We start from the raw sequence: 23,696 nt of genomic DNA, 5'->3' as shown, positions 1-23,696 counted from the left end.
CGTGCCGGCGCGATGAACTGCGAGCGGGGCCGGCAACGTGCAACCGGCACCCGCTAATTCAGCGACGATTCGCTCAACGTCACCGGGCGCAGGCCCTGCGCCGCCGCATCGAACGACAGCCGCGTGAAGCTCGTCTCGCGCACTTCGCCGAGCAGGCGGTTCCAGTCGTCGATCGACACCAGCAGTGCGATCGGCCGGTTGTACTTGGTGACCATCACGAGCGCCTCGCCCGCGTGCCGCAGCGCCTTCGACGGATTGCTGCTGAAGTCGCGCGTCGCCATCGCGATCGTGCGCAGGCTGAATACGTTCGCGGCCGGATCGTCGCCGTCGTCGTGCATCAGGCGCTCGAGCGTCGCCGCGCGCAGCAACGCCTGCGACTTCGCGGACAGCCGGTTGTCCCGGCGCCGGCGCCGCTCGCTGCGCGGGTCGACGTGCACGGCGAGCATGTGCACGATCTGCCCCAGCGTCGTCGCCGGCAACTGGTCGTAACGCGCCCACCAGTCCGGCGGCAGCGCGATCATCATGCCCATGTAGGTCGCCGTCACGCCGTCGGCGATCAACGACGGCAGGCGTTCGACGTCGCGCGCGTCGAGATCGAGCGCGCCGCCGACGACGCGCGTCATCACGCTGAACGCGTTGTATGCGAACGCCATGATCCCGCTCGCCAGCAGCGCCGCACGCGTGGGCACGGCGCCGAACGGTGCGCCGCTCGTGACGGGCTCGAGCGATAGCGGCAACGCGTCGCGCCAGCGCCGGTACGACAGCGCCACGACTTGCGGCGCGTCAAACCGCTCGGCCGGCAGATCGGTCAGCAGCGTGACGACGTCGCCGGACGCCTCCGCGCGGTGCCATTCGATCCGCCGGAACGCGCCCGACGCACCGCCTTCGCCGGCCATCCCGACGGATTGTTCGCGAATGCGACCGTCGCCGTACACGCCGGCTTCCTCCCAGTCGCCAAGCGGCCGGCGCGCGGGCGAGCGGCCGTATTCGCGCAGCACGAACGCGCCGCCGCGACGCGGCCAGCCGGACAGGATCCCGTCCGTGTCGAAACGACCGTCGATGATCCACAGCTCACCGGGCCGAACCGTTTCGAGCAGCGCGCCGACGAATGCACGCTCGTGCAACCGCCCGCGCTCGCAAGGCAGCAGGTCGACGATCATGCCGAGATCCGGATCGTAGACCGGCAGGACGCGCGCACCGCCCGCCGCCGCATCGCGCGCGGGATCGTCGCACGCGCGCCCGCAGTCGCAACCGTTGGCCCGCGGTGCGCAAGCCTCGCCGAACCCGTCCAGCACGCGCAGCCGCATCCCGTCGACCGCACGCGCCCCGTCGACGCTGCGCACCGACGCAACCGGCGACAGCAGCTCGACGCTGTCCCTGGCCAGCGCACGCCCCCAGCCGGAGCGCCATCGGCTCATGCAATCGTGCAGCGCCGTGACGGCCGCGCCCAACCCCGGCGCGGCGGCCGCCGCGGCATCCGGCATCCGTTGCCACGCGGCAATCGCCGCGATCGCGTCGACGGCGACGGCAAACAACGCCTCGCGGATCGACTCGCCATCGGGTTCGTCGCCGGCATCCGCCTCGGCGCCGATCCAGTCGTCGTGCAGCGCGCATTGCAGCACGAGCCGCGCCATGATCGTCATCGGGCTCTGCTCGACAAAGCGTTCCACGATCGTGCGCATCATCGGCATACTCCACACAGTCTGGTTGATCGCACGTGCCGTCGCAACGGCGTCCGCACTTGACGGAGCGCCGGCGACACCGCAGCATCGTGGGCGACCCGATCCGCGCGACGACGCGCCGTCGCGGCGGTCCGCCCGCAATCGATGCACGAGGCACCGGCATGTACGTAGATCCCCGCGTGGCGCACGGCCGCGCCCGGTTCGACCTGAGCGGCTCCCCGCGGCTCGTCGCCGACGAGCGCCGCTGGGAAATCAGCGACGTCGTCACGCGTGGCATCGACGATTTCAAGGGCGTGCGCAACCGCCGCAACCTGCTGCGGCTGCTCGAACGCCAGATCGCGCCGAAACTCGCGCGCCTCGGGCTCGAGCCGTACGTCGGCGCGCTCGGTCGCGCCGAAGGGCTGTTCGTCAACTTCTCGACGATGAGCGCCGAGCACGGCCTGCGCGAATTCCAGCTTCAGTTGACGGTGCCCGAACTCGTGCTGCGCAGCTTTGCGTCGAACGTGATCCGGCCGCACGCGGTCGCGCGCTGCATGCAGCGCAACGGCGTGATGACGCTGGCGGAAATCGAGCACGAGACGCGCATCGCGTTCGTCGCGGCGCGCGTGATGCGTTCGCTCGCGCTTGCGGAAGGCTGGCAGCAGATCGGCGTGCCGACGCCGCACGGGCTGTTCGTCGGCACGCTGACCGACGGGGACGACGTCGCGATGAACACCTATTTTCGTCCCGGCGACAACGACCGGCCGTCGCGCTGGAGCGGCTTCTCCGCGCTCTTCTCGACGATGCCGGACTGGCGCCCGGAACAGGTCCGGCACGGCGGCGAACTGCTGCAATGGATGATCAACCATATCGTGGCCCTGCAAGAATCCGCACCGTTCGTCGAACGCTTTCCCTTTCTGCGCGAGCCGCTGCGCGATGCCGGCGATCCGCTCGACGCCGCGTGGAGCGGTGTACACACCGGCCACCGCGCGTGAGCGGTGATCCGGGGGCCCCTTCAGGCCCCCGGTCCCGGTCTCCGCCTCTCGGCCCCTCTGCACGGCCCCCTCGCTCTCTCATATACAAGGTCGAAGCAGGCCCGCCTAACCCGCAGACTTTCTTGCGGCGCACGTGCGCCGGTCGGCGGCCGCCGGGTCAATGCGTGCGCGTCGACCCGCCCGGCTCGCCGGGCTCCTGACGGCCGACCGTCTCCAGCACGGCCCACATCCAGATCAGCTCGCGGACCGTGCGCGCATGCTCGTCGCTCTGCGCGCGCCAGCGCCCGAAAGCGTCGAGCTCCCGTTCAGTCGTGTCGCCGGCGCGCAGCCACAGCAGCCAGCGCACCGCGCCCTCGCGGATCTCATCGGCGCGCGTATTCGCGTCGCCGGGATCCGACTCCCGTTGCGATTCGTTCATGATCACGCCACCGCCCGAAGCTCATTCGACACACCTTCCCCGCACCGCGCATCGTTGCGCGGCCGGGGCGCTTGCCACCCATGCCTCGGGTCCGACGACGCCCCGTCGGGCCGTCATCGAAGACGGCCCGACGTTTGCCGGCCCTCATGGATAAAGTCGTATCGAAGGGCCGTAACCCGCAGCGCGGGCAGCCCCGAAACAGGCGAACGCGCCGCCTGGCGGAGACAAGAGGAGGGGAAAGAAAGCGGAAGACGCGGGAAACCGCGTCAGCTCAGCAGCACGATGTTGCCGGGCAGGCGCGTGATGTGCGCGCCGTACAGGCGGCCGACCATGTCGATCACGTCGTCGAGCCGCGTGATCGGGAACTGCGCCTGCATCCGGTTCGTGCCAAGCGACGCGCTGCGCAGGATGACCTTGCCGCGCCGGTAGCGGTTGATTTCGTCGACGACGTCCGACAGCGGCACGCCGTTGAACACCAGCATGCCGCGCCGCCACGCGCTGACGGCGCCCGGATCGATCCGCGACACGGGCTGCACGCCACGGTCGTCGTAGACGACCTGATCGTCGGCGTTCAGCGTGCGCGCGCCGCGCGGATGCTGGAGCGCAACCGTGCCGGACAGGCAGGTCACGCAGACCTGCGTGCCCGTGCGCCGCACGTTGAAACGCGCGACGGTCGCCTGCATACGGCCGCCGCCCGCCACCACCGTGACGGGCTGGATCGGCGTCGCGCGGCCGGCCGGAGGTGCGACCGCGTCGATCTCGGCCTCCCCCGCGACGACTTCGACGCCGTGTGCGGCATCGCTTGCGGGCAGCACGTCGAGACGCGTCTGCGTATTCAACTCCACCGTCACGCGCGACGACAGCGCGACACTGCGCTGCTCGCCGGTGCCCGTATGGTAATCGGCGGCGATATCACCGAGCGACGGCCACAGCTGCATCGGCGGGCGTACCGCGAGCCACGACGCGCCGGCCGCGACCGCGAAACCGATGAACGCGCGCCGTCCGGTGCGCATCGTGCGCTCGCGCTTTGCAACGTTTGCCCAGGCAGCAGCCGCGCGCTCCTCGTGCGCAAGCTCGGTCGCCGCCGTGCGCAGCGAGCTCCAGGTGTCGCGCAGCAGATCGGCGGCTTGCGGACGATCGGCACACCAGCGCTCGAATGCATCGGCTTCGGCCTGGCTCGCGTCTCCCGAGCGCAGACGCAGCAGCCACGCGCTCGCTTCGTCGAGTTCGTCGTGGGCAGGTTGGGCCTGGGCTTTCGTCATCGTCCGGATGCTCAAAATTTGCGCGGGCCGCCTCGCGTGCCCGTGTACGGATCGCCATCTTCCTGCATGCGCTGCAGGCAGTACTTCATCGCCGCGCTCAGCTCGCTTTCGACGAGCCGCAGCGAAATACCGAAATGCTCGGCGATCTCGCGGTTCAGCAGGCCGTCCACGCGGGCGGCCAGCAGGATCGCGCGGCGCCGCGGCGGCAGGCCGCGCAGCACGTCCTTCAGGGTCTCGACCTTGCGGCGCGCCGCGACGATGCGCTCGGGATCGGCCACTTCGTCGGGCATCTCGAGCAGCGTCTCGACATCGTCGTCGTGCAGATGCCGCCGTTCGCGGCGATGCTGGTCGATCGCGACATTGTTCGCCATCCCGAGTATATAGGCGTCCGCGTTCGTCACCTGCGTGGAAACGTTCGCGTTCTCGAGGCGCAGCCAGGTTTCGTGCAGCGCATCGGCGGCGCCGTCCTTCGACCCCGTCACGCGTTCGAGCCGCCTGACCAGGTACGCGTAGCGCGTCGCCAGCAGATTGCGGAGCCCGGAGCGGTTGCTGTCGGACATGGCGGACTAGCCCCGCACGGCCGGCGGCGGCGCCGGGCAACGGAAATGCACGCCGTTGCCGGACGGCCGTAACAGGATCGTGACCGGCTGCGGCAGGTCCGCCGGCGGCCCATCGTCCAGCTTCAGCGCGCGCAGCGCGCGCATCACCGCCGCGTCGCGGGCGGCCGAACCGCTCGATGCCACCATGTTGACCGCCACCACCGCCCCCCTGTTGTCGATGCGCACCTGCGCGACGAGTCGATAGCTGCCCGGCACGGCCGCCGGCTGCGCGCACAGCGCATCGATCAGATGCGCCTGCAGCAGGCCCGCGAACGCGCGCCGATCGCCTGAATCGCCGATCCCGTCGATCGGCAACGCCGCATCCGCCGGCGTGTCGGCCGTCGCGGGCGGCGTCTCGACGGCCGGCTGCGCGACGATGATCGCTTCGTCCGGACGCGAGAATTCCGCACGCAACCCCGTTCCGGCCAGCATCCGCTCGAGCGCGTCGCGCGGTGCGAAGTCGCCCTGCACCGGCGCACTCGTGCGCCCGTCGAGCAGCGGCGCGGGCGCCAGCACGATCAGCTCGGTGAGCCGCGCGAAGTCCTGCAAGGTCTTCGCGAGCGGCTGCGCGGGCAGATCGAAATGCACCGCGCTGCCCGGCTGGCGGCCGATGGAACCGGTCTCCTGCGCGTGCACGCCGTGCATGCACAGCACGACGAACGCGAGCCACGCAACGAGCGCCAGGACACCGGTCGGCGCCCGTGAACGAGTCATGAATCCCTGGACGGAAGTGGAGTTGCACGCTGCGTGCCGAAGCGCGCGCCCCCGTGAGCGGCTCCGTCGCAAGCGAACGACAGATTGTGAGCGGGCACTGTGACAGTCAGGTGAAGCGTGCAGCGGCGCGATTCAATCGCGGCGCGTGCGCGCATCGTGTTCACGTCACGTGCCACGCGTCGCTCACGGCCGGCGTACGACGAAGTTGCCGATACCCGTGCCGACGACGGCCATTCGCACGTCGCCCGACCACAGCGTGATCGTCACGGGCACGTCGATGCTTTCACTGCCGAGCACCACACGTGACGGCACTTCGCCGCCGCCCGTATAGCGCACCGACACGCCCGTCACCACGGTGCCCCAGCGGCGTGCGCGGTACAGGTCGTCTGTCATCGGCGCCCAGCCGCCGCTTTCGGTACGTTGCACAAAGCGATAGCCGCCGCCGACCGGCTGCCACGCGATCGGCATCGACCGCACCTGCGCTTCGTCGCCGGCCGATTCGAGCAGGTTCGCCAGCCGTTGCGCCTCCTCCGCCAGATCGGTGCGGCGATTGCGCGACGGCGCGAGCGTCACGACCGCGACCAGCAGCCCGACGATCACGAGTACGACGAGCATCTCCAGCAGCGTGAAGCCCGATTGACGATATCGACGTGATCGCAGCCGCATGTTCATGCGCTTCATGGGTGTGCCGTTACTGCCATGAGCCAATATCCGCATCGTTCCCCTCGCCGCCCGGTTTGCCGTCCGCACCGTAGCTGAACACGTCGATCGCGCCGTGCGCACCGGGGTTCAGGTACTGATACGCATTGCCCCACGGATCCTTCGGCAACCGCTCCAGATAGCCGCCGTCCTTCCAGTTGTTCGGCACCGGATCGGTGGCCGGCTTCTGGACCAGCGCGGTCAGCCCCTGCTCCTGCGACGGATAACGACCGTTGTCGAGGCGATACAGGTTCAGCGACTGCATCATCGTGCCGATGTCCTGCTTCGCGGCGATACGGCGCGCCTCGTCCGGGCGGCTCATGATCTTCGGCACGATCAGCGCCGCGAGAATCCCGAGAATCGCGACCACCACCATGATCTCGATCAGCGTGAAGCCGCGTTGGGTGCGGCGACGCGTGTGTCCACACGACTGGCCGGCGTACGACGACGCTCGAGTTTCGTTGAAGCCCGTCATCATGCATTCACCCTCGCAGCAAAGAATGGAAAACATCTTCTGTCCATTGCATCGGCCTGTCCCCATGAAACCGTTCGACCTGCTTCGCATCGCGCCGTCCCGCACCGATCTCGTGCCGCTTGCGGCGACGCTCGCCGCCGCCGCGGCACTCGCTGCCGTGTCGCTGTGGGCCGTGCGCGTATTGAGCGCCGCCGATGCGCCGGTCGCGTCGCTTGCACCGCCGCCCTCGCCAATCGACGTTGCGGCCGGCGCGCGGCTGTTCGGCGCGAAACCCGACGACGGCCGCGATGCCATCCAGTTGCTCGGCGTGCTCGCCTTCGATGCGCGCCGCGCCGCCGCGATCGTCAGCGTCGGTGGCGAAGCATCGCGCGTCGTGTCGCTCGGCGCGGCGCTCGGTGAAGCCGCGAAGCTTGCCGAGGTTCGCGCGCGCTCGATCGTCGTCGACCGCAACGGCCTGCAACGCGAGATCGCGCTGCCCGCCACGGAGAAAGCCAACGCGTTCGTGCGCTGAACCGAACCGCGCATCACTGCACCATGTTGTTCAGCTCGATGATCGGCATCATCACCGCGAGCACGATCACGAGCACCACGCCGCCCATCGCGAGGATCAACAGCGGTTCGAGCAGGCTCGTCAGGAACATCGTCCGGCGCTCCAGTTCGCGTGATTCACCTTCGGATGCGCGATCGAGCATCGTCGTCACGTCGCCCGTCGCCTCGCCCGAACGGATCAGGTGCACGAGTACCGGCGGGAACGTCTTCGTATGGGCCAGCGCGCGCGACAGCGCCGAGCCCTCGCGCACACGGACGATCGCGTCGTCGACGTTCGCGCGCATCGCACGGTTCGACAACGTCTCGCCGGCCGCCTGCAGCGCGCGCAGGATCGGCACGCCTGCGGCGGTGAGGATGCCGAGCGTGCTCGCGAAGCGCACCGTGTTGTAGCCGCGCACGAGCTTGCCTGCCAGCGGTGCGGTCAGCAGCCACGTGTCGAACCTGAGCCGCGGCGCATCGCGCGACAGCACCTTGCGGATCGCATAGACGATCGCGACCGTTGCCACGAGCGACGCCCACCACCAGTGCCGCACGAAATCCGACAGCGCGAGCATCACGACCGTCAGCGTCGGCAGTTGCTGCTTGGTGCTGGTGAACACGTTCGCGACCTGCGGCACCACGTAGCTCAACAGGAACGTGACGATGCCGAATGCGATCAGCGTGACGATGCCCGGATACGTGAACGCAAGCAGGATCTTCTGTTTCAGCGCGTTGCTTTGTTCGATGTAGTCGGCCAGGCGCGACAGCACGATGCCGAGCTTGCCCGTGTGCTCACCGGCCGCGACCAGCGCACGATAGATTTCCGGGAAATCGCGCGGATGCTGGGTCAGCGCATTCGCGAACGAATGGCCGCCGACGACTTCCGCGCGGATCGACGCCATCAGCTCGCGCACATATTCACGCTCGGCCTGCTCGCTCAGCACCGACAGCGATTCGTCGAGCGGCAGCCCCGCAACCAGCAGGCTCGCAAGCTGGCGCGTGATGATCGCCTGCTCGCGCTGTGACAGTTTTCGGCCGAGCGATAGCCGTTGATGGCGCTCGCCATGCAGACGTTGCGCGGCCAATTCGACGACGAGCGGCGTGAGGCCCTGCGTGCGTAGATGGCTGCGGCCTGCACGCGCGCTGTCGGCTTCGAGCACGCCTTTCAGCGTGCGGCCGGTGGGATCGATCGCTTCATAGCGGAATGCCGACATGCCGGTGCTCTCCTGTCACGTGCGCGACTGCTTTCGATGACGTCGCGCAGCATGCCGGACGGAGTCGCCGAGGAAGACTACGGAGCGAACCGGCGCAAATTTGTGACGGATGTTGGGCTACCTTTTTGGGCGGGTTTACTACCTGGTGTCGTTATTCTTATAACGTAAAAACGATTTCATTTTTATTCCATCAATTAATCGACCACGCATTAAATACAAGCAGCCATCATCGACCATCAATTTACAGATTCACGCGACCAGTGAGATAAATTCATCAAACTTGAAGATATTCATCGACGCACGGAATGTTCCGTAACATCCGCCACAAAACCGTCTTGAAGTTGGGATAGCACTGCGCGGGATCGTGTGCATCTTCAACAGCTTCCATCAAGCGTGACGCCGGCTCCCACGCACGATCCGTCGAACACTTCCGACTGAATCCCAGTATCTGAACGCCCCAGCTTGCGCCGAATAACGCTCCCGCCAACGCTTTATCAATCCGAATAACACAATGAGCTTTTCGTTAAAAATGTTACGCACCATTCGTTATGAAAAATTCACACGCGTCATTCGGATTTCCCCCTACATTTACCCGGCGGTCCATAAGCATTCCAACCGCAGTAGCAGGGGTTCCCGTTTATCTTCGTCCAAGGAAATTTCTCATGAAATCCAGCAAGCGCAAGATCTGTCAAGTCCTCGCTCTCGTTGTTTCCGGTCTGGGCGCCACGGCCGCGATGGCCTCGCCGAACGTGCAAGGCGGCGGTTCGTCGCTCGTCGCCCCGACCATCGGCGCGATCGGCAATGCCGCGACCGAAATCGGCCTGTTCGGCACGTCCGAAGGCTCGTTCACGTATTTCTCGGTGGGTTCGGGCGCCGGTCAGAACGCGTTCCTGAACAACCAGCCGACGTATTTCGGCTCGACGGTCACGGGCACGGTCCACTTCGCGAACAGCGATGCGGCCCTGTCGACCGCCCAGCTCACGTCGTACAAGGCCGGCCTCGGCGCGACCAACGGCCCGCTGATCCAGATCCCGTACATCGTCACGCCGATCACGGTGCCGGTCGTCAACGGCCCGGCCGTCACGAGCACGACGACGCCGCAAACGACGCCGGGTCAAGCGCACAGCATCGCGCTGAACGACGACGATCTGTGCGGCATCTTCTCGGGTCGTATCACCGATTGGGCCGGCACCATCGTCAACGGCGTCCGGACCAACGCGCTGATCAATCCGGAAACCGGCTCGCCGTACACGACGACCAGCACGCCGATCAAGGTGGTTTATCGCGCGGACGGCAGCGGCACGACCGAACTGCTGACGCGCCATCTGGCCGCCGTGTGTACGACGACCAACACGAACGCGGGCGTCACGTTCGCCGATTCGCTGACGTTCACGGCATCGTTCCCTGGCGGCACGGTGCCGGCGAACTTCGTCGCGGCATCGGGCAGCGGTGGCGTGCGTAACGCCGTGGCGAGCTTCTCGTCGGCCGGTACGGCAGCCATCGCATACCTGAGCCCGGACTACACGAACACGTTCCTCGCCCCGTCGAGCACGGTCGTGACGTCGGCCGGCGCGCTGCAACTGCCGGTGGCGAGCCTCGTGAACGCGAAGAACAGCGCGTATTACGCACCGACGTATGCGAATGCGACGACCGCACTCGGTACGGTCAAGCCGCCGGCACTCAAGGCCGGCGCGTCGGATCCTTCGCAATGGGTGCCGGCCGCCGGCAACCCGGTGTCGGGCTACCCGGTTTCCGGCACCAGCCAGATCATCCTGAGCCAGTGCTACAAGGATGCGACCGTCAAGACGGCTGTTCATGACTTCTTGAACAACCACTACACGAACGCCAGCTTCGCGTCGATCGTTCATGGCAACGGCTTCGACACGGTTCCGTCGAACTACCAGACGGCCATCTCGAACGACTTCCTGAGCAACACGAGCACGTGGAACCTCGACATCGGCAACGCGAGCGTCTGCACGGGTACGGTGGTCGGCCGTTAAGTCGTCGACACACTGACTACAGAGATTCAGACCGCTGCGCCCCTGGGATACCAGGGGCGCAGTTTTATTTGATAGCCAACAACCTGTACATCGGGTGGTCCGTATTCCCCTAGCCCATGTCATTGCAATCGGAAAGGCCACATCGTCCAACGATACGTAACGAGTCCGGGCAAACGAGCTGTCGATTCAGATCGTTCCGTGCCGCTCATCGACCCGCAAGGATCCGGGTCGCGGGGGGAAACTCATCCCCTCTTTGATCGAACGATCCATGCAGCGCCCGCATAAAAAACGCGAGCGCCGATAATACCGGCAGCCCGCGTCGCGCAACGCTTCGCCTCGATCAGATCTTGCCCAACCTGTCACGCTCCTCCGATGTCAACGTGGCCCGTTGCGTGGCCCCGGGTTGACCGAAACCAAGAATCGACACCGCGTTCGACGAATCGTAGCCGACCTGCTGCTTGTGCTTCTTCGCGCCGTCTCCACCCGCATCACCGAAGCCTTCGACCTGCACCGAGATCGTCCAGCGCCGCACCGCGCCTCCGGCCGCGTTGTTCTTCGCGATATCCTGCGCCACCTGAGTGGCAGCCGATGCGGCCGCACTCGCGGCCGTCAGCGCACCGGTATTCACCGCCTGCACGAGCGGGATGCCGGTCGCCTTGCCGGTCACCTGAATGTTGTCGGCATTCACCACGCGCAACGCAGCGACGTTCAGGTTGCCCGCGCGAATCCCCGCATCGCCCGCATCGACCGTGCCGCGCGGTGCGATCAGGTTGATCGTACCGATCGGCACGCCCGGCACGCTTTGCAACGTTGCAATGCCCGCGCCCGTGACCTGCGCGCGTGCGTCGACCGTGCAATAGTGATTCGCGTCGCACACGTATTGCGGCGCAGGTGTATCCGCCGACGACTTCGCGCCCTTGCCCGCGTTGATGTCGCCGTTCGAACTCCAGATCGTCATGTCGCCGCCCTGCTCGGTGAAGATCCGGCTCTGGGCGAGCAGCACGCTGCGGTCCGTAAAGATGTTGATGTCACCCTTCTCGAGCGTGAGGACCCCCATCGTTCCGGGCCCGGCAATCGTCTTGCCGGTCGCACTGTCGACGATCTGAGGCGGTGCGGATGTACTCCCGATCAGCGCCTGCCCGCCCGGGCCAAGGATCGATACGTTACCACCCTGTTGTGTCTGGATGGTCGTACTGCGAATATCCAGGTCGCCCGTATCGGCCAGCTTGTTCGCACCGTTGCTGCCGCCGCCGAGATTGTTTGCCGTGTAGCCCAGCGAAGCCGGAAACATCGAATTGAGCGCCTCGTAGCCACGTGCATATTTCTGATAGTACGGACTGGCCGGGTTGTTGTAATCCTCGCCGACGCTGGTCAGGACCTTGAACAACACTTGCTCGGCAAAGAGCTGCTGGACATACTGCGGCAGCGCCTTGAATTTCGACCAAGCCTCGTCCGCGCTCAACGGTCTGATCGCCGGCTGATCGTTGACCAGCCCCGTATCGACCGAGAGGCCCGCCTCGTATTGCTCCATGAACGTAACGAGCGCGGGCGTCGCGCTGGAAACACCCGGCACGGACTTCGCCGGATCGACATACGTCGAGACGAACGAAGCGGTATCGATACCTGGCCCGACACCGAACAGTACATTGATGTTCGCGCTCTCGTGGGGCAAATACGGATTGTTTGCGTTGCCTATCGCGTTGATACCGGTGGTTATGCCAGCCGCGTTCGTTATGCCCGACAGATTGGCCAACGGTCCGATATTGCGGCCGGCTTCGATGTCGAACGTGCCGGGACCGCCGATATTCAGCGCAGGCAAGCCCAACGCGAGCGTATCGTAGATGTCGCGCCCCGCCACGATCCGCGTCACGTCGGATCTGCGCAAATTTTGTCCCAGGAAGGACAAATTGACGATATCCCGGCCGGCCTGGATCAACGCCGGTTTGTCGATCACTACCGGAACCACGACATTCAAGATTGACGTATTTCCCGGTACGCTATCAACAATATCGCCGTTCAAACTGTAGATCCGCGCCGGTACGGTATCGTCGCCATGCAGGGCAACCGGATCATGCGCCGCCGCCGATGCAATCGTCGGGTTCGCGACGAGAACATTTGGCTTCGACGGCGACGGCATCGCGGACGGGTCGATGTCGAACATACCGAACACCGCACGTCCGTCCCAACCCATTCCATTGACACTCGACAGATTGACCGATTGATCAGCGATCAGACTCAGGTTGCCTGATGCAGACGGATAGAGCACGCCGCTGGCCGCCAGCGTGATACCGCCAGTCAACGCAGTCACGTTCATCGACGCCGGCAGGACTGACGAAAAGTCGCCGCGCCCCGGTGCCTGGAATGCGTCCGAGCCACCGCCGATCAGGCTGATGTTCGAGAGCGTGCCGATCGCGACGTCACCGGTCGTCGACACGACATTGACGGCGGACGTGGACGAATAGCCCTTCATGTCGGCCTGCTGCCTATACGCATTCAACAGTGCCGTGCTCTGCACATACGACGGATCGAACACACGCCCGATGCTGACGCCTTGTCGCGCGCTTACGTCGAGCACGCCGTCCTGTGTCGCCAGCAGCGTATCCATCGTGACGGCAGGCTGGCCGTCGACTGACGAAGGCACCGCAATATCCGACCCGATCTTCCCGCCCGCCGTGATCGTTCCGGTTCCCTTCGCGACGAAATAGCCGCCGCTCAGAATGTCCCGTCCTGCTCGCACCGACAGGTTGCCGCCGCCAACCGTATTGACCGTCGGGTTATCCGTGTTCGAACCAGTCAGATACCACGTGGTCGGCAACGACACCGACAGGTCGGAAATATTTCCACCCGCCGACACGGACACGTTCCCGCCAGCGCTCAATACACCCTGACCGAACGCACCGAAGTTGATCGAGGACTGGACGATCTGCGTCGCGGGATTGATTGCGCCGACCTGGCCGGTCGGATTGCCGATTTGCATCCACTGCCACCAGAACTGGCTGATATTTGCGCCCGGACGTCCGGTCACGGTACCGTTCACATCGGTCAGATACTCGGCGCCCGTGATATCGCCCTGTGCACGAATCGTGATATCGCCGGCCGAATCCGGATTGACGGCGGACGTGACCAGAATATCCGGATTGTTGTTCAGGCCATGAATGATCGACAGGCCCGTGCCGGCCGGCGCCCCCGCCGCAGGCGCGCCGCCTGTGTAAATCACGCCAGGAACGGTGATGTCAGGACTGTTCGGCTGTATCGAACTGCTGTCGAACAGCGCGACGTCATTGCCGGCCGAGATATCGATCGACCCGGTACCGGTGCGTATCATCGTCGGCGCCAGAATTGCCAGGCCGTTGCTGTCGACGAACGTCGTATGCCCGTCGAAGGTTACGCTCTTGCCGTTCGATCCGCTTCCTGCGGTCCGCGCCTGAAGCGCCAGCGGATTCGTACTGTTCAGATCCGCCCCTGCCACTACACGGAAGGAACTGCTCGAGCCGCCCGTCAGCGACGCAGACACAAGAGGAATGGGAACGGTCGCAACCGACGTCGGAGATGGCGTATTGTCCGTTACTGCCGGCACGTTGATCGTCGTTGTTGCAATGACCGATACAGGCTGAACCTTTGGTGCATCGACACTGGTTACCAGCGGCCATTGCTGGTGCTGAACCACAAACTGTACAGAATCGGACAGATACTTCTGATACTGATTAAGATAGATCAGATAGGATCCAGGATTCGACGCCTGCTCGGCCACGGTCGGCGCAACCGGAGCCGTTGGCTGACCGGGTAGCATCGTGCTGGAGTTGGAGACCCGAATCCCATAGATAATCTCGACATTGGTGTCGTTCGGCGACCAGCCTGGTCCCAGCGCCGACGAAAGGCTCGTGGCGGTCTGGTCCAGGAAATTCGCGTACGCCGTATAAAGTGCATAGTATTCGGCAACTTCGTCTGGCGCACCTCCGACCGGTTGCCCCGGACCGGACGCCAGACCATAGCTCGTCCAAAACGCGAGTCCGTACCCATAGTGCCCCGCCGGCGCGCCATAAATCGCCTGCGCCGCCGCCAACGTCGACAACGGCGGCACCGGAATCGTCCCTCCACCACCCAACGGGTTTGCGATCTGGAAGAACCCGTCCGACAGGCTCGCCTTCACCTTCACGTTGTTCTCGGCGCGCAGCGTCACAATCGGCGCCTGCCCGTCGAACCGGAACGCGAGATTCGTCGGCGATGCACCCGCCCCGAGGTTCCAGTTCGTCAGCACCTGAATATCGCCGCCGTTGATCGCCGGGCTCGGGTTGTCGAGCTCGATCCCCGGCACGATGCGTGCGTTCGCGATGTTCTTGCCGGCAAACGGATCGACCAGCGTATCGAGCCCGTGCTGTACAAACCCCATCAGCGTGCCCGGCGTCGCAGTCGACGCATCGCCGTTCTGATATCCGTAGAAAGTCTGGTGATCCGCATTCGCGCCGCCGCTCGCGGGCGCGAAGTACATGTTGTTCAGCCCGCCGAAACCAATATCCTTGTCACCGCCTTGAAGCTGCACCTGCGTGACGCTCGTCGCCACGCCGGTAGTCTGGTTCGTCAACGTGCCGCCGCCCGAACCGTCCGGCGCGAACGAGAACGTCGCCGGCGTGCCGGACGCCCCTTGCGCAGTGAACGTGCCAGCCAGCAGATGCCCGCTCTTGTCGTACCATCCCGCCGGGTCGATGACACCGTCGAAGTGCTTCGCACCCGTCGTCGCATCCGTCGTGCTCCAGACCGCATACGCCTCGAGCGTCGTCGCGCGCGAACCGACGATGCCCTTGCCGTCGTTGAACGTATCCGGCAGGTTGACCTTCACGCCGTTGTCAGCCAGCAGCGGCGCGCGGAAATTCACCGTGCCGCCCGACAAACCGCCGGCCGTCCCGCCTGACACATCGATCAGCGCATTCGCGCCGAGCGTGATCGCGCCCGCGTTCGCACGCAGGATGTTCTCGTAACCATAGGTCGCGTTGTACGCGACCGAGTTGCCGTTCGCGTCGACGATCGTCGGGTCGAACCATGCGGTCGTGCCGATATTGACCTTGCCGCCGCGCTGGTTCGGATCGGAGCCGCGCGCCAGCAACGAACCTTCGATGTCCACACCGTTGCGGCCGTACAGGTCGATCTCGCCGCCTGCCTTGCCGGACGCATCGATCGTCCCGAGCACGTTCACGTTGCCGTTCGCCGTATCGGCCGACCTTCCCGAACCGCCGTCGGCCGTCAGCAGCACCGAGTGCGCGGTGAGCGTGTTGCCCTGCGACAGCGTCAGGTTGCCCGTCTTCGTGTGGACGGTGATCGCCTGGTTCACGCCGCTCGATGCGAGCGTCTTCGACAGCGCATCGAGATCCGCCGCGCCGCCCGTATTGAGCGAGAACGAGCCGCCCGCATAGCCGCTCGCCGCGCCGCCCTTGATCGTGCCGTTCAGGTTCACGACCTGTTGCGGCGCCGACAGCGAAAGAGCGCCTGCCGCGCCACCGCCGCTGGCCCCGGAGAAATCGAGCGTCGAGCCGGCCTGCACGTCGACGGTGCCCGCGTCGGCCGTCAACGCAATCGATCCGGCCGGCGCGTAGCGTGTCACATCGAAAAACTGTTTCGACACGCCCGCCGCGCTGACCGTCGATCCGCCGCCGATCGTCAGGTTGCTGGTCGTCGCCTCGAGCGTCACGTTGCCGGCCGGCGCGCTGATCGTCGCACCGTTGTCGACGACGGTACCGCCGATGAAGGTCCATGCACCGCCAACCGCATCGCGCTTCAACGCCGTGCCCGACGCCCCGTTCAGCGTCAGTGCGCCCGTCGTCTTCACGGTGGCGGCCGAACTCGTATCGGCGAGGTAGACCGGTGCATTGAGCGTGACCGGCAATGCGCCGAAGTCGAACGTGCCGGTACCCTGGCCGACGATGCCGCCCGTCGCGTTCATCGCCGCCGAACCGAAGCCGCTTGCCGCCTTCGTGCCCGTGCCGAAGTCGATCTCTTTCGCGTTGACCGTCAGCGTGCCGTTTCCGGCCGTCGTCGTGCCGGGCGCCGCGCCCAATTCGTTCGTGAACGCGATTTGCTGTGCATTCAGCGTGACGTGACCGCCATCGCTCGTGAACGTGCCGGCACTCAGATCGACGCTGTTGCCGAACGTCGCGTTCACGTCGCCGACGAATCCGATCGCGCCGTAGCTGCGCAGCGTGACCTGCTGCGCGTTCGCGAACTGCGCGAGGCCGGCCGGATCGACGACGAAGCCCGGCAGGCTCGCCGCCGACGCGCCGCTCGCGTTGGTGAACGTAATCGCGGAACCGTCAGCCGTGATCGCCTTGGCTGACAGCACGGCGGACGGATCGACCTTCAGGTCGCCGGACGAATCGAGCAGCAATGCCTGTCCACCCGCGAGCGTCGCGCCCGCGCCGACCGCCAGCAAGCCCTTGCCCGTGCCACCGGTGCGCGACAGCGGCGCCATCGCGCCGTTCGACACGCGCAGCAACGCGCCGTCGCCGGCGATCGCGATCGGCTGATCCTTGGCTGCCGGGTAATCGCCCTGCGCGGCGATCGACGCACCGGCATCGATGCGCAAGCCGTTCGCCGCGTTCGGATCGGTGCCGCTGCCGTCGGTCTTCGTGACAAGCAGGATCTCGGGGCCCTTCAGCGCCGTGTTTCCGTCGTTCGACACGACGACGCTGTTCGCGATCGGCGTGATCGTGACGCCGCTGGTCGTCGCCGCGCGCGTGCCGCCGATCAGCAGGCTGCCCGCGTTCAGCGAATCGAGCGCGTCGCTGCCGATCTGCAGATAGCCGGGCAGCGCCGCGCTGCCGTTACCGGTGATCTGGATGTCCTGCGACGCGATGTCGACCTGGGCCGGCGCGCCGCCCGCACCGGCGGCCGCATTCAGCGTCGCGCCGAGCGTCAGCGCCTTCGTCGCCGCCAGCACCAGTTGACCGCCGTCCACCGGCAGCGGCGGCGTCACGTTGCCCTTCGTCGCGGCAAGTTTCGTGAAATACGCGTTCGCGCCCGTCAGCGTGTATTGCGAGTACCGCTGCCAAACATTGTTCGACTGCACGTTGAACAGCGTCGGCGTCGCGCTTCGGCTGCCCGTCAACGCGTCGGCGAAATAGCCGGCCGTCACGACCGTGCCGTCCTGCAGCACCTGGCTCGCGCCCGGCACGAGATTGCCGGCCGTGCTCGATACCGTGACGCGATACGCGCCCGGCAGCGTCGCGTACTTGCCCGGCAGCAGCGTGTAGTAGCCTGGCGCCAGCCCCGGCACACCCGATAGATACACGGCCTTGCCGACCGGGTCGGTCAGGCTCGCCTGCCCGACGCCCATCGTCGCCGTCGCGGTCGTTGCCGTGCCGTTGTCATTGGTGGACGGCTGTATCGTCTGCGCAAGGGTCGGGTCATACGCCGCGACCGGTGACTGCTTGCCCGGCACGATCGCATAGACGTTGCCGGCCCCGACATTGACCGGCACGGCCGTGCCGCCCTTGCCGCTTGCATAGCTCACGTTGTATTGCGACAGCACATCGCGCGTGCCACCGGTGCCCGGCACCCATTCGATGGCCTGCAGATCGCCACCGCCGGACAAGTCGATCGTCGCGCCCTTGTCGAGCGCGACATTGCTGCCGTTCACGCCCACGTATTTCGCGGGCGGCGCGGTCAGGTCGGGCGTCGTGTTGCCGGCAAGCGGATTGAACTGCCACTCGACCCCGTCGATCGTCGTGCCGTACGGAATGACCAAGCCGCCATTCGAGACCGACGTCACGCTGCCGCTCGCCAGCTTGACCGAGTCCGTGGCGACGAGCGGCAACCCGGCAAACCGGGCCTGCGTCGCCGCATTCGACGGATCGCCTACGCCAAACACGATCGTGCCGGACGGTGCGCGCACCGTGCCGCCCTGCACGATGTTCGTCGCATCCACGAGTAGCACGCCGCCCGCGGAAAGCGGCGTGCCGGACGCGCCGTTCGACGCGAATGTGACCGTCGTCGGCGCCGGTTTGCCCGTTGCCGAATCGGTCGGGCCGACCGCGTCGACGATGAACGTGCTGCCGGTGGACGGATACAGATCCGCCGCCTTGAAGGCCAGATTGCCTGGTGTATAAAGAATCCCCGGCGCGGGGGCCGCCTGGGACTGACCCGCGTTCGTCGAGCTCAGGCGTATATCTCCGCTGCTCGTGAAGTTCGCACGCGCAAAATTGTTGAGTTGGAACTGGTTCTTCAGACCGATGAACGATGCATTCACGTTCAGCGTCGCATCGGACAGTGCCGCGACCGGTTTGAACTGCTGCGACAGCGACTGGATGGGTGGCCCCGACAACGCGACGTACGGCGCATCGATCTCGACCGTCGTGCCCAACGACGGCTGCGGTTGCGCGAGCAAGCCGTCGGCGGCCGCCGCAAGCGTTCCGTCGGCCGTGCGCGCGGGTGTCGACAGCAGCGACGACAGTTGCCCCATGCCGATGGCGGCGACGCGCCCCGTGTTCAACGTCACGGATTCCGGCAACGACAGCGTGACGTCGCCGGCAAACAGGATCGGTATTGATGGCGCACCGTTGGGCGGTATGCCGCTGCCCAATACCAGATTGGCGATGCCGGACCCGTCGAGCCGGTCCGCCGCGAACTGAAGGACGCCGCTCGACTGCCCGATCGGCAAGCCGGTGGTCGAATCGATCGCCGACGAGAAACTCTGTCCGGGCATCAGGCCCGCGGGCACGAATGTACCGTCTTGCCGCACGACGAGCGCGGTGGCGGTCGAACCGTTGCTCTGAGGGTTCGCCTGGCTCGGCAGGATCGTCAGCGTGCCGCCCCGTGCCTGCACGGCGCCCGGATGCCCGGCCAGCGTCGCATCCGCGAACAACCCGTTCGCCGCCGACAGCGTGATCGAGCCGGCGTCGCTCCACACCGCCTGCGACGCGTATGTGCCATTGGGCTGCAACTGGTCGAATGTCGCCGACGTGCCGGATACGTCGATCTTCGAACCCGACTGCGCGACCACGTAACCCGTATCGCTCGACATCGTGACGGAGCCGCCCGCCAGCACCTTGCCCGTGTTCGGCACGACCGTCGTCGCGCCAATCTTGACCGGCGCCGCAAGCGGATTGGCCAATGCCGTGCCCGATACGTCGAGCGAAGCATTCGCGCCGAGCCAGACCGACTGGCTCGGGCTCATGAAGCCGGTGCTGAACTGCCCGGCCTGCGCATACGTGCCGTTCCCGTCCGCGCTCAGCGTGATCGACCCGCCCGGTGCGACGATCGAGCCGAGTACCGTGACCTGCGCCGGCGAGCCAAGGCCGATGCTCGCACCGGCATCCGCATGGATCGATGCGCCTTCCGACAGCGTGACCGCACCCGTGACGCCCGGGTACGTCGGGCGCACAGCCGCGGACGTCAGCCATGACGAGTCATTGCCGCCCGTCAGCACGAAGTTCGTCGCTTGCCGGTGATACGCGTCGAGCTGGCCGATCGACGTCAGGCCGCCCGTCGCCAGGTTCGCGCCCGTACCCGCCTGTTGCAGCGCACCCGCATCAGGAATACGGTTCAGTTGCGAGACGCTCACCATCGCGCCCGGCGCGACGGTCGCATCGTAGTACGCGTTCAGCACGTACTTGCCGAACCCTTGGCGTGCAAAGAAGCTCTCGGGGAGATACACGTCCCACTGCGACGCGGCCGCCGCGTCGCCGCCGATCCGGAACCCGAGCGCCTGCAGCGTCAGCGTGCCCCCGCCCGAAAAGCCTTCGCTCAGAATCGTGCCGCCCATCGCAATCGTCCCGGCCACCGGCTGCGTCGTCGGGAGGTTCGTGCCGCCGTCCGTCACGTGACCGAACTGTTTCAACGGAATCGCCGCATAGGTTTGCAACAACACGTTGCCGCCACGCCCGGCCGGCACGCCGTTCTGCATCAGCATCTGGCCGTTCGACAGCAGCTCGCCACCGCTCGACACGTCCAGTACGCTGCCGGGCTGCAACAGGATCGACCCCGTCGTATCCATGTACCCGGCGCCGCTCACGATTTGAGAGGACTGCGCGGCCGACAGCGAGATCGTGCCGCCGTTGATGAACTGGCTGTTGCCAGGCGTCGTGCCCGGTGCTGCCTGTACGTCGTTGTTCACCCATTGACCGGCGGCGCTGATCCCCCCTTGCGGCCCTACGATGACGTTGCCGCCACTTGAAAGCGTGATCGACCCCGACGGCACGACCAGACGGCCTTCGACCTTGATGTCGACGCCAGGAACCGGGCTGTTAAGCGAAATCGAACCACCCGGCTGCAAATTCAGCTGCGTGCCTTGCGATACCACGACGCCCTTGCCGCCCGCCCTGTCCTCGGTGACGTTCAGGTTCGCGAAGCCTCCATTGTTCAACGTCGCGACCGGCACCACGGTGGTCGTCAGCACATTGCGCGGATCAGTCGCAGGCAGCGCCTGCAGCGCCGTTTTGTCGAGCGGCGTATCGATCGAGAAACCCGGCGCAATGTCGGCGAGTTGCGGCGCGTTGTCCTGCAATACGACAAGGCCCGCAGTACCCGACGCAGCTTCGCTATTGTTCGACGTCAGGTGCACCAGCGCGGCGCCGTCAAGTTTCGGATCGGCGCCGAGGTTGAACGTCCCGCCGCGCGGCAGGCTGTTGCCCTGCATCTGCTTCGCGCCGCCAAACGCCTGCGCGCTGATGTCACCGTCCAGCACGGTGGACTGCAGCCCGGAGATATCGAGCGTGCCCGCGTTGCCGCCGACGATGTAGTCGCCCTGATAGGCGCCCGACGTCTGCAGCGGGTTGTACCAGGACTTCGTCACGCCCCAGCGTGGATGCGATTCGATGAATTGGCCGGCAATGCCGACATAGGTGTCGTACGGACTCGCCTGCCCGATCGGCACGATGGCGCCGTTCGCATCGACCAAGCGCGTTGTGTTGACGATCCCGCCGTCGACATGCACATAGCCGCCGTTCAGGTTCATCGACGAGCCGGTCGCGGTCATCACCTCGTTGCCCGACAGCGTGATCGAGCCGCCATTGGTCAGCAGCTGGTCGACTGTGCGCGGAATCAGGTTCACATAGCCCGACAGGTTCAGGATCGGGCTGCCGACCCACGACACGCCATCGCTGCGCGTGCCCGTCAGCGTGCTGTCGAACACGAGATTCTTGTATCCGAGCAGAAACCCGTTGCGCAGCAGCGGCGAATCGGCGAGTTCATTCTGGCCGATACGGTCGACCGTCACAAGCGTCTGCCCGATCGGCACCTCGACGTTCGCGAGGCCCGACACGTCGATCGTCGCGCCGCTGTCGACATAAATCCGGCCCGGCACGGCGGTCTGGCCGGCCGGCGCCTGGGCGCCCGATGCCGACGGCGTCAGCGCCGCGACCGATACCTTCGAACCGGGCGCCTCGATCAGCGAGCCGCCCTGGAACCAGACCGAGCCGGCCGTCATGCCGATGCTGCCCGGCGTGAAGGTCGCGCCGGGCGTCGATGGCGTCGTCTGGCCGTTGCCGTCCGGCATCACCGTCGTCACCGAATCGGGGCCGAAGCTCAGCAGGCCGGCGCGGTGTGAGTCGTTGGCGCCACCGGTGCCATCCGTCGTCTGAAGCGCCTGCCCGAAATAGGCCGCCCCAGTCGGATTGTTGGAGGAATATTCGTCGACCGTGGAAATCGTGATCGCGCCGGGCGAATTGACGCTCGTCGTCACGCCTACCACGCCGTTCTGCGCGACGCGACTGCCGAGCAGGTTCACGTTGCCGCGCGCGGCCTCGACGATGCCGGTATTGGTCAGCGTTCCGGCCGGCGTGATGTCGGTCATCTGGCCGTTCGGGCCCAACAGCGTGATCTTTCCGCTGAGTTCCGGCAGCAGCACCTGCGGATTGATCTGCAGGCCACCCGCGGGCCGCAGGCTCACCCCGACGCCTGCCGCCAGCACCACCTGCCCGTCCGTCGCCTTGATATGTCCCGCGTTCGTCACGTTCGGTGCGGCGATCATCACGAAGCCGCCGTCGCTCGCATTGCCGTTCGCGTGCGTGGTGATCGATGCACCCTGCTCGATGGTGACGTCACCCCATGGCTGATACTGGCTCGCCGACGTGAGGTTGACCTGGTTGCCAAGACCGAGCACCTCGTTCGGAAGCCGGCCGTTGCCGTTCACCCCGCCCGAACTGCCCGACTCCGGATACGCAAGCCCGCCCGTCGTTCCTGCCGGCAAGCTCAGGAACTGCTTGTTGCTCGCGACAATCCCCGCCGCATCCTGCGCGAGACTGTTGTCCGTCACAACCGGCACGCTGTTCAACAGGGCCTGGTTGTAGTTGTTCATGTTCAGCACGTCGAGCGACGACGCCACCAGCGAATGCACGTTCACCTGCGACCCGGCGCCGAACAGCACGCCATTCCGGTTGATCACATACACCGCCCCCTGCGCGGTGATGTTCCCCAGAATCTGGCTCGGCCGCCCGCTCGGATCGTTGATCCGGTTCAGCACGGCCCAGTTGTTCGCGCCGTTCGTCTGCGTGCCGCCCGACTGGTCGAAATTCAGCGTCGTCTGCCGGCCGACGTTCATCGTCTCCCACGTCAGCACCGCGTTCTGCCCGGTCTGCTTCACGTCGACGTTCACGTGGCCGCTCGCGTCGGTGTTTTGCGTCGGCGCGTTCGCGTTGAACCACAGAACCGGATTGTTCGTATCGCCCGTCGCGCCCGCCGCCACCTGCAGCCCGCCCGGCGCGAGCCCGTTCGGCACGGTCGGCGGCAGCTTCGCCGCGGCCGCCGCCGCATTCTGCTGCGCGGCGATCTGCGCGGCGATCGCGTGCGCGGCATAACCGAGGTTGCGGATCGACGGCTGGCTCGCCTGCAGCGCCTGCTGCGGCGACACGCCGAGATTCGGCATGCCCGGCACGCCGCCGGCACCGCCCGCGCCACCACCCGACGCACGCGCGGTGGCCTGCCCGAGGTTCGTGATGCCCGCCGCATGCGCATGCGCGGACACGCCCGCCGCGAGCATCAGCACGACCGCCCGGTAAAGCGGGCTCAGCTCCGAATTCAGGACCGACCGCGAGGCCGTTGCGCGAAGTTGCCGTTCCGTACGTGCGCGTGCTGCCATTCTTGCCACCCCGATGCTAGGAATTTGCGCGCGGCGCCGGTCCGGCACCGCACATGTCGTTGCGCCCG

12 protein-coding genes are annotated in these 23,696 nt (G+C 66.2%); 3 read left to right on the top strand and 9 right to left on the bottom strand.

Annotation, left to right across the window (positions count from 1 at the left end):
• Nucleotides 1-53: 53 nt before the first annotated feature.
• A complete protein-coding gene (locus KEC55_RS17595; RefSeq protein WP_282509049.1) occupies nucleotides 54-1,685 on the bottom strand; it encodes a type II toxin-antitoxin system Phd/YefM family antitoxin in 1,632 nt (543 codons plus the stop codon).
• A gap of 158 nt (nucleotides 1,686-1,843) precedes the next feature.
• Here KEC55_RS17595 and KEC55_RS17590 point away from each other — a divergent pair, with 158 nt between their 5' ends.
• Nucleotides 1,844-2,656: a hypothetical protein gene (locus KEC55_RS17590; protein WP_282509048.1), complete on the top strand. Its 813-nt coding sequence runs from the start codon at nucleotides 1,844-1,846 to the stop codon at nucleotides 2,654-2,656.
• A gap of 157 nt (nucleotides 2,657-2,813) precedes the next feature.
• On the opposite strand, the gene KEC55_RS17585 is transcribed toward KEC55_RS17590, so the two are convergent.
• The 6 genes from KEC55_RS17585 to gspG all read right to left on the bottom strand — a co-directional run bounded on the left by KEC55_RS17585 (nucleotide 2,814) and on the right by gspG (nucleotide 6,724).
• Nucleotides 2,814-3,074, bottom strand: coding sequence for a FecR/PupR family sigma factor regulator (locus tag KEC55_RS17585; RefSeq protein WP_282509047.1), 261 nt, complete (start codon nucleotides 3,072-3,074; stop codon nucleotides 2,814-2,816).
• Nucleotides 3,075-3,340: 266 nt separating this feature from the next.
• Nucleotides 3,341-4,336: a FecR family protein gene (locus KEC55_RS17580; protein WP_282509046.1), complete on the bottom strand. Its 996-nt coding sequence runs from the start codon at nucleotides 4,334-4,336 to the stop codon at nucleotides 3,341-3,343.
• Between the two features lie 11 nt (nucleotides 4,337-4,347).
• Complete coding sequence (locus KEC55_RS17575; RefSeq protein WP_176050153.1) at nucleotides 4,348-4,896, bottom strand: RNA polymerase sigma factor; 549 nt, start codon at nucleotides 4,894-4,896, stop codon at nucleotides 4,348-4,350.
• 6 nt (nucleotides 4,897-4,902) lie between these two features.
• Nucleotides 4,903-5,649: a secretin and TonB N-terminal domain-containing protein gene (locus KEC55_RS17570; RefSeq protein ID WP_282509045.1), complete on the bottom strand. Its 747-nt coding sequence runs from the start codon at nucleotides 5,647-5,649 to the stop codon at nucleotides 4,903-4,905.
• Nucleotides 5,650-5,832: 183 nt separating this feature from the next.
• A complete protein-coding gene (locus KEC55_RS17565) occupies nucleotides 5,833-6,330 on the bottom strand; it encodes a GspH/FimT family pseudopilin (RefSeq protein WP_282509044.1) in 498 nt (165 codons plus the stop codon).
• Between the two features lie 10 nt (nucleotides 6,331-6,340).
• Nucleotides 6,341-6,724: a type II secretion system major pseudopilin GspG gene (gene gspG / locus KEC55_RS17560; RefSeq protein WP_230951809.1), complete on the bottom strand. Its 384-nt coding sequence runs from the start codon at nucleotides 6,722-6,724 to the stop codon at nucleotides 6,341-6,343.
• 163 nt (nucleotides 6,725-6,887) lie between these two features.
• Between gspG and KEC55_RS17555 the strand changes: the two genes are divergently transcribed.
• On the top strand, nucleotides 6,888-7,334 hold the full coding sequence (locus KEC55_RS17555) for a general secretion pathway protein GspC (protein ID WP_282509043.1): 447 nt from the start codon (nucleotides 6,888-6,890) through the stop codon (nucleotides 7,332-7,334).
• Between the two features lie 13 nt (nucleotides 7,335-7,347).
• Here KEC55_RS17555 and gspF read toward each other — a convergent pair whose 3' ends face one another.
• Nucleotides 7,348-8,565 (bottom strand): type II secretion system inner membrane protein GspF, encoded by a 1,218-nt coding sequence (gene gspF / locus KEC55_RS17550; protein WP_282509042.1) that lies wholly within the window; start codon nucleotides 8,563-8,565, stop codon nucleotides 7,348-7,350.
• Nucleotides 8,566-9,227: 662 nt separating this feature from the next.
• Between gspF and KEC55_RS17545 the strand changes: the two genes are divergently transcribed.
• A complete protein-coding gene (locus KEC55_RS17545; protein WP_282509041.1) occupies nucleotides 9,228-10,565 on the top strand; it encodes a substrate-binding domain-containing protein in 1,338 nt (445 codons plus the stop codon).
• Between the two features lie 340 nt (nucleotides 10,566-10,905).
• On the opposite strand, the gene KEC55_RS17540 is transcribed toward KEC55_RS17545, so the two are convergent.
• Complete coding sequence (locus KEC55_RS17540; protein ID WP_282509040.1) at nucleotides 10,906-23,628, bottom strand: filamentous haemagglutinin family protein; 12,723 nt, start codon at nucleotides 23,626-23,628, stop codon at nucleotides 10,906-10,908.
• Nucleotides 23,629-23,696 lie beyond the last annotated feature (68 nt).

The organism is Burkholderia cepacia, assembly GCF_029962485.1.
Lineage (GTDB): Bacteria > Pseudomonadota > Gammaproteobacteria > Burkholderiales > Burkholderiaceae > Burkholderia.
Note: the sequence above shows the minus strand (reverse complement) of the source record. Positions and strands in the feature narration are given on the sequence as shown.

Excerpts from the sequence above, each read along its gene's own strand:
- KEC55_RS17595 (WP_282509049.1), bottom strand. The coding sequence starts at position 1,685 with ATGATGCGCACGATCGTGGAACGCTTTGTCGAGCAGAGCCCGATGACG.
- KEC55_RS17590 (WP_282509048.1), top strand. The coding sequence starts at position 1,844 with ATGTACGTAGATCCCCGCGTGGCGCACGGCCGCGCCCGGTTCGACCTG.
- KEC55_RS17585 (WP_282509047.1), bottom strand. The coding sequence starts at position 3,074 with ATGAACGAATCGCAACGGGAGTCGGATCCCGGCGACGCGAATACGCGC.
- KEC55_RS17580 (WP_282509046.1), bottom strand. The coding sequence starts at position 4,336 with ATGACGAAAGCCCAGGCCCAACCTGCCCACGACGAACTCGACGAAGCG.
- KEC55_RS17575 (WP_176050153.1), bottom strand. The coding sequence starts at position 4,896 with ATGTCCGACAGCAACCGCTCCGGGCTCCGCAATCTGCTGGCGACGCGC.
- KEC55_RS17570 (WP_282509045.1), bottom strand. The coding sequence starts at position 5,649 with ATGACTCGTTCACGGGCGCCGACCGGTGTCCTGGCGCTCGTTGCGTGG.
- KEC55_RS17565 (WP_282509044.1), bottom strand. The coding sequence starts at position 6,330 with ATGAAGCGCATGAACATGCGGCTGCGATCACGTCGATATCGTCAATCG.
- gspG (WP_230951809.1), bottom strand. The coding sequence starts at position 6,724 with ATGGTGGTGGTCGCGATTCTCGGGATTCTCGCGGCGCTGATCGTGCCG.
- KEC55_RS17555 (WP_282509043.1), top strand. The coding sequence starts at position 6,888 with ATGAAACCGTTCGACCTGCTTCGCATCGCGCCGTCCCGCACCGATCTC.
- gspF (WP_282509042.1), bottom strand. The coding sequence starts at position 8,565 with ATGTCGGCATTCCGCTATGAAGCGATCGATCCCACCGGCCGCACGCTG.
- KEC55_RS17545 (WP_282509041.1), top strand. The coding sequence starts at position 9,228 with ATGAAATCCAGCAAGCGCAAGATCTGTCAAGTCCTCGCTCTCGTTGTT.
- KEC55_RS17540 (WP_282509040.1), bottom strand. The coding sequence starts at position 23,628 with ATGGCAGCACGCGCACGTACGGAACGGCAACTTCGCGCAACGGCCTCG.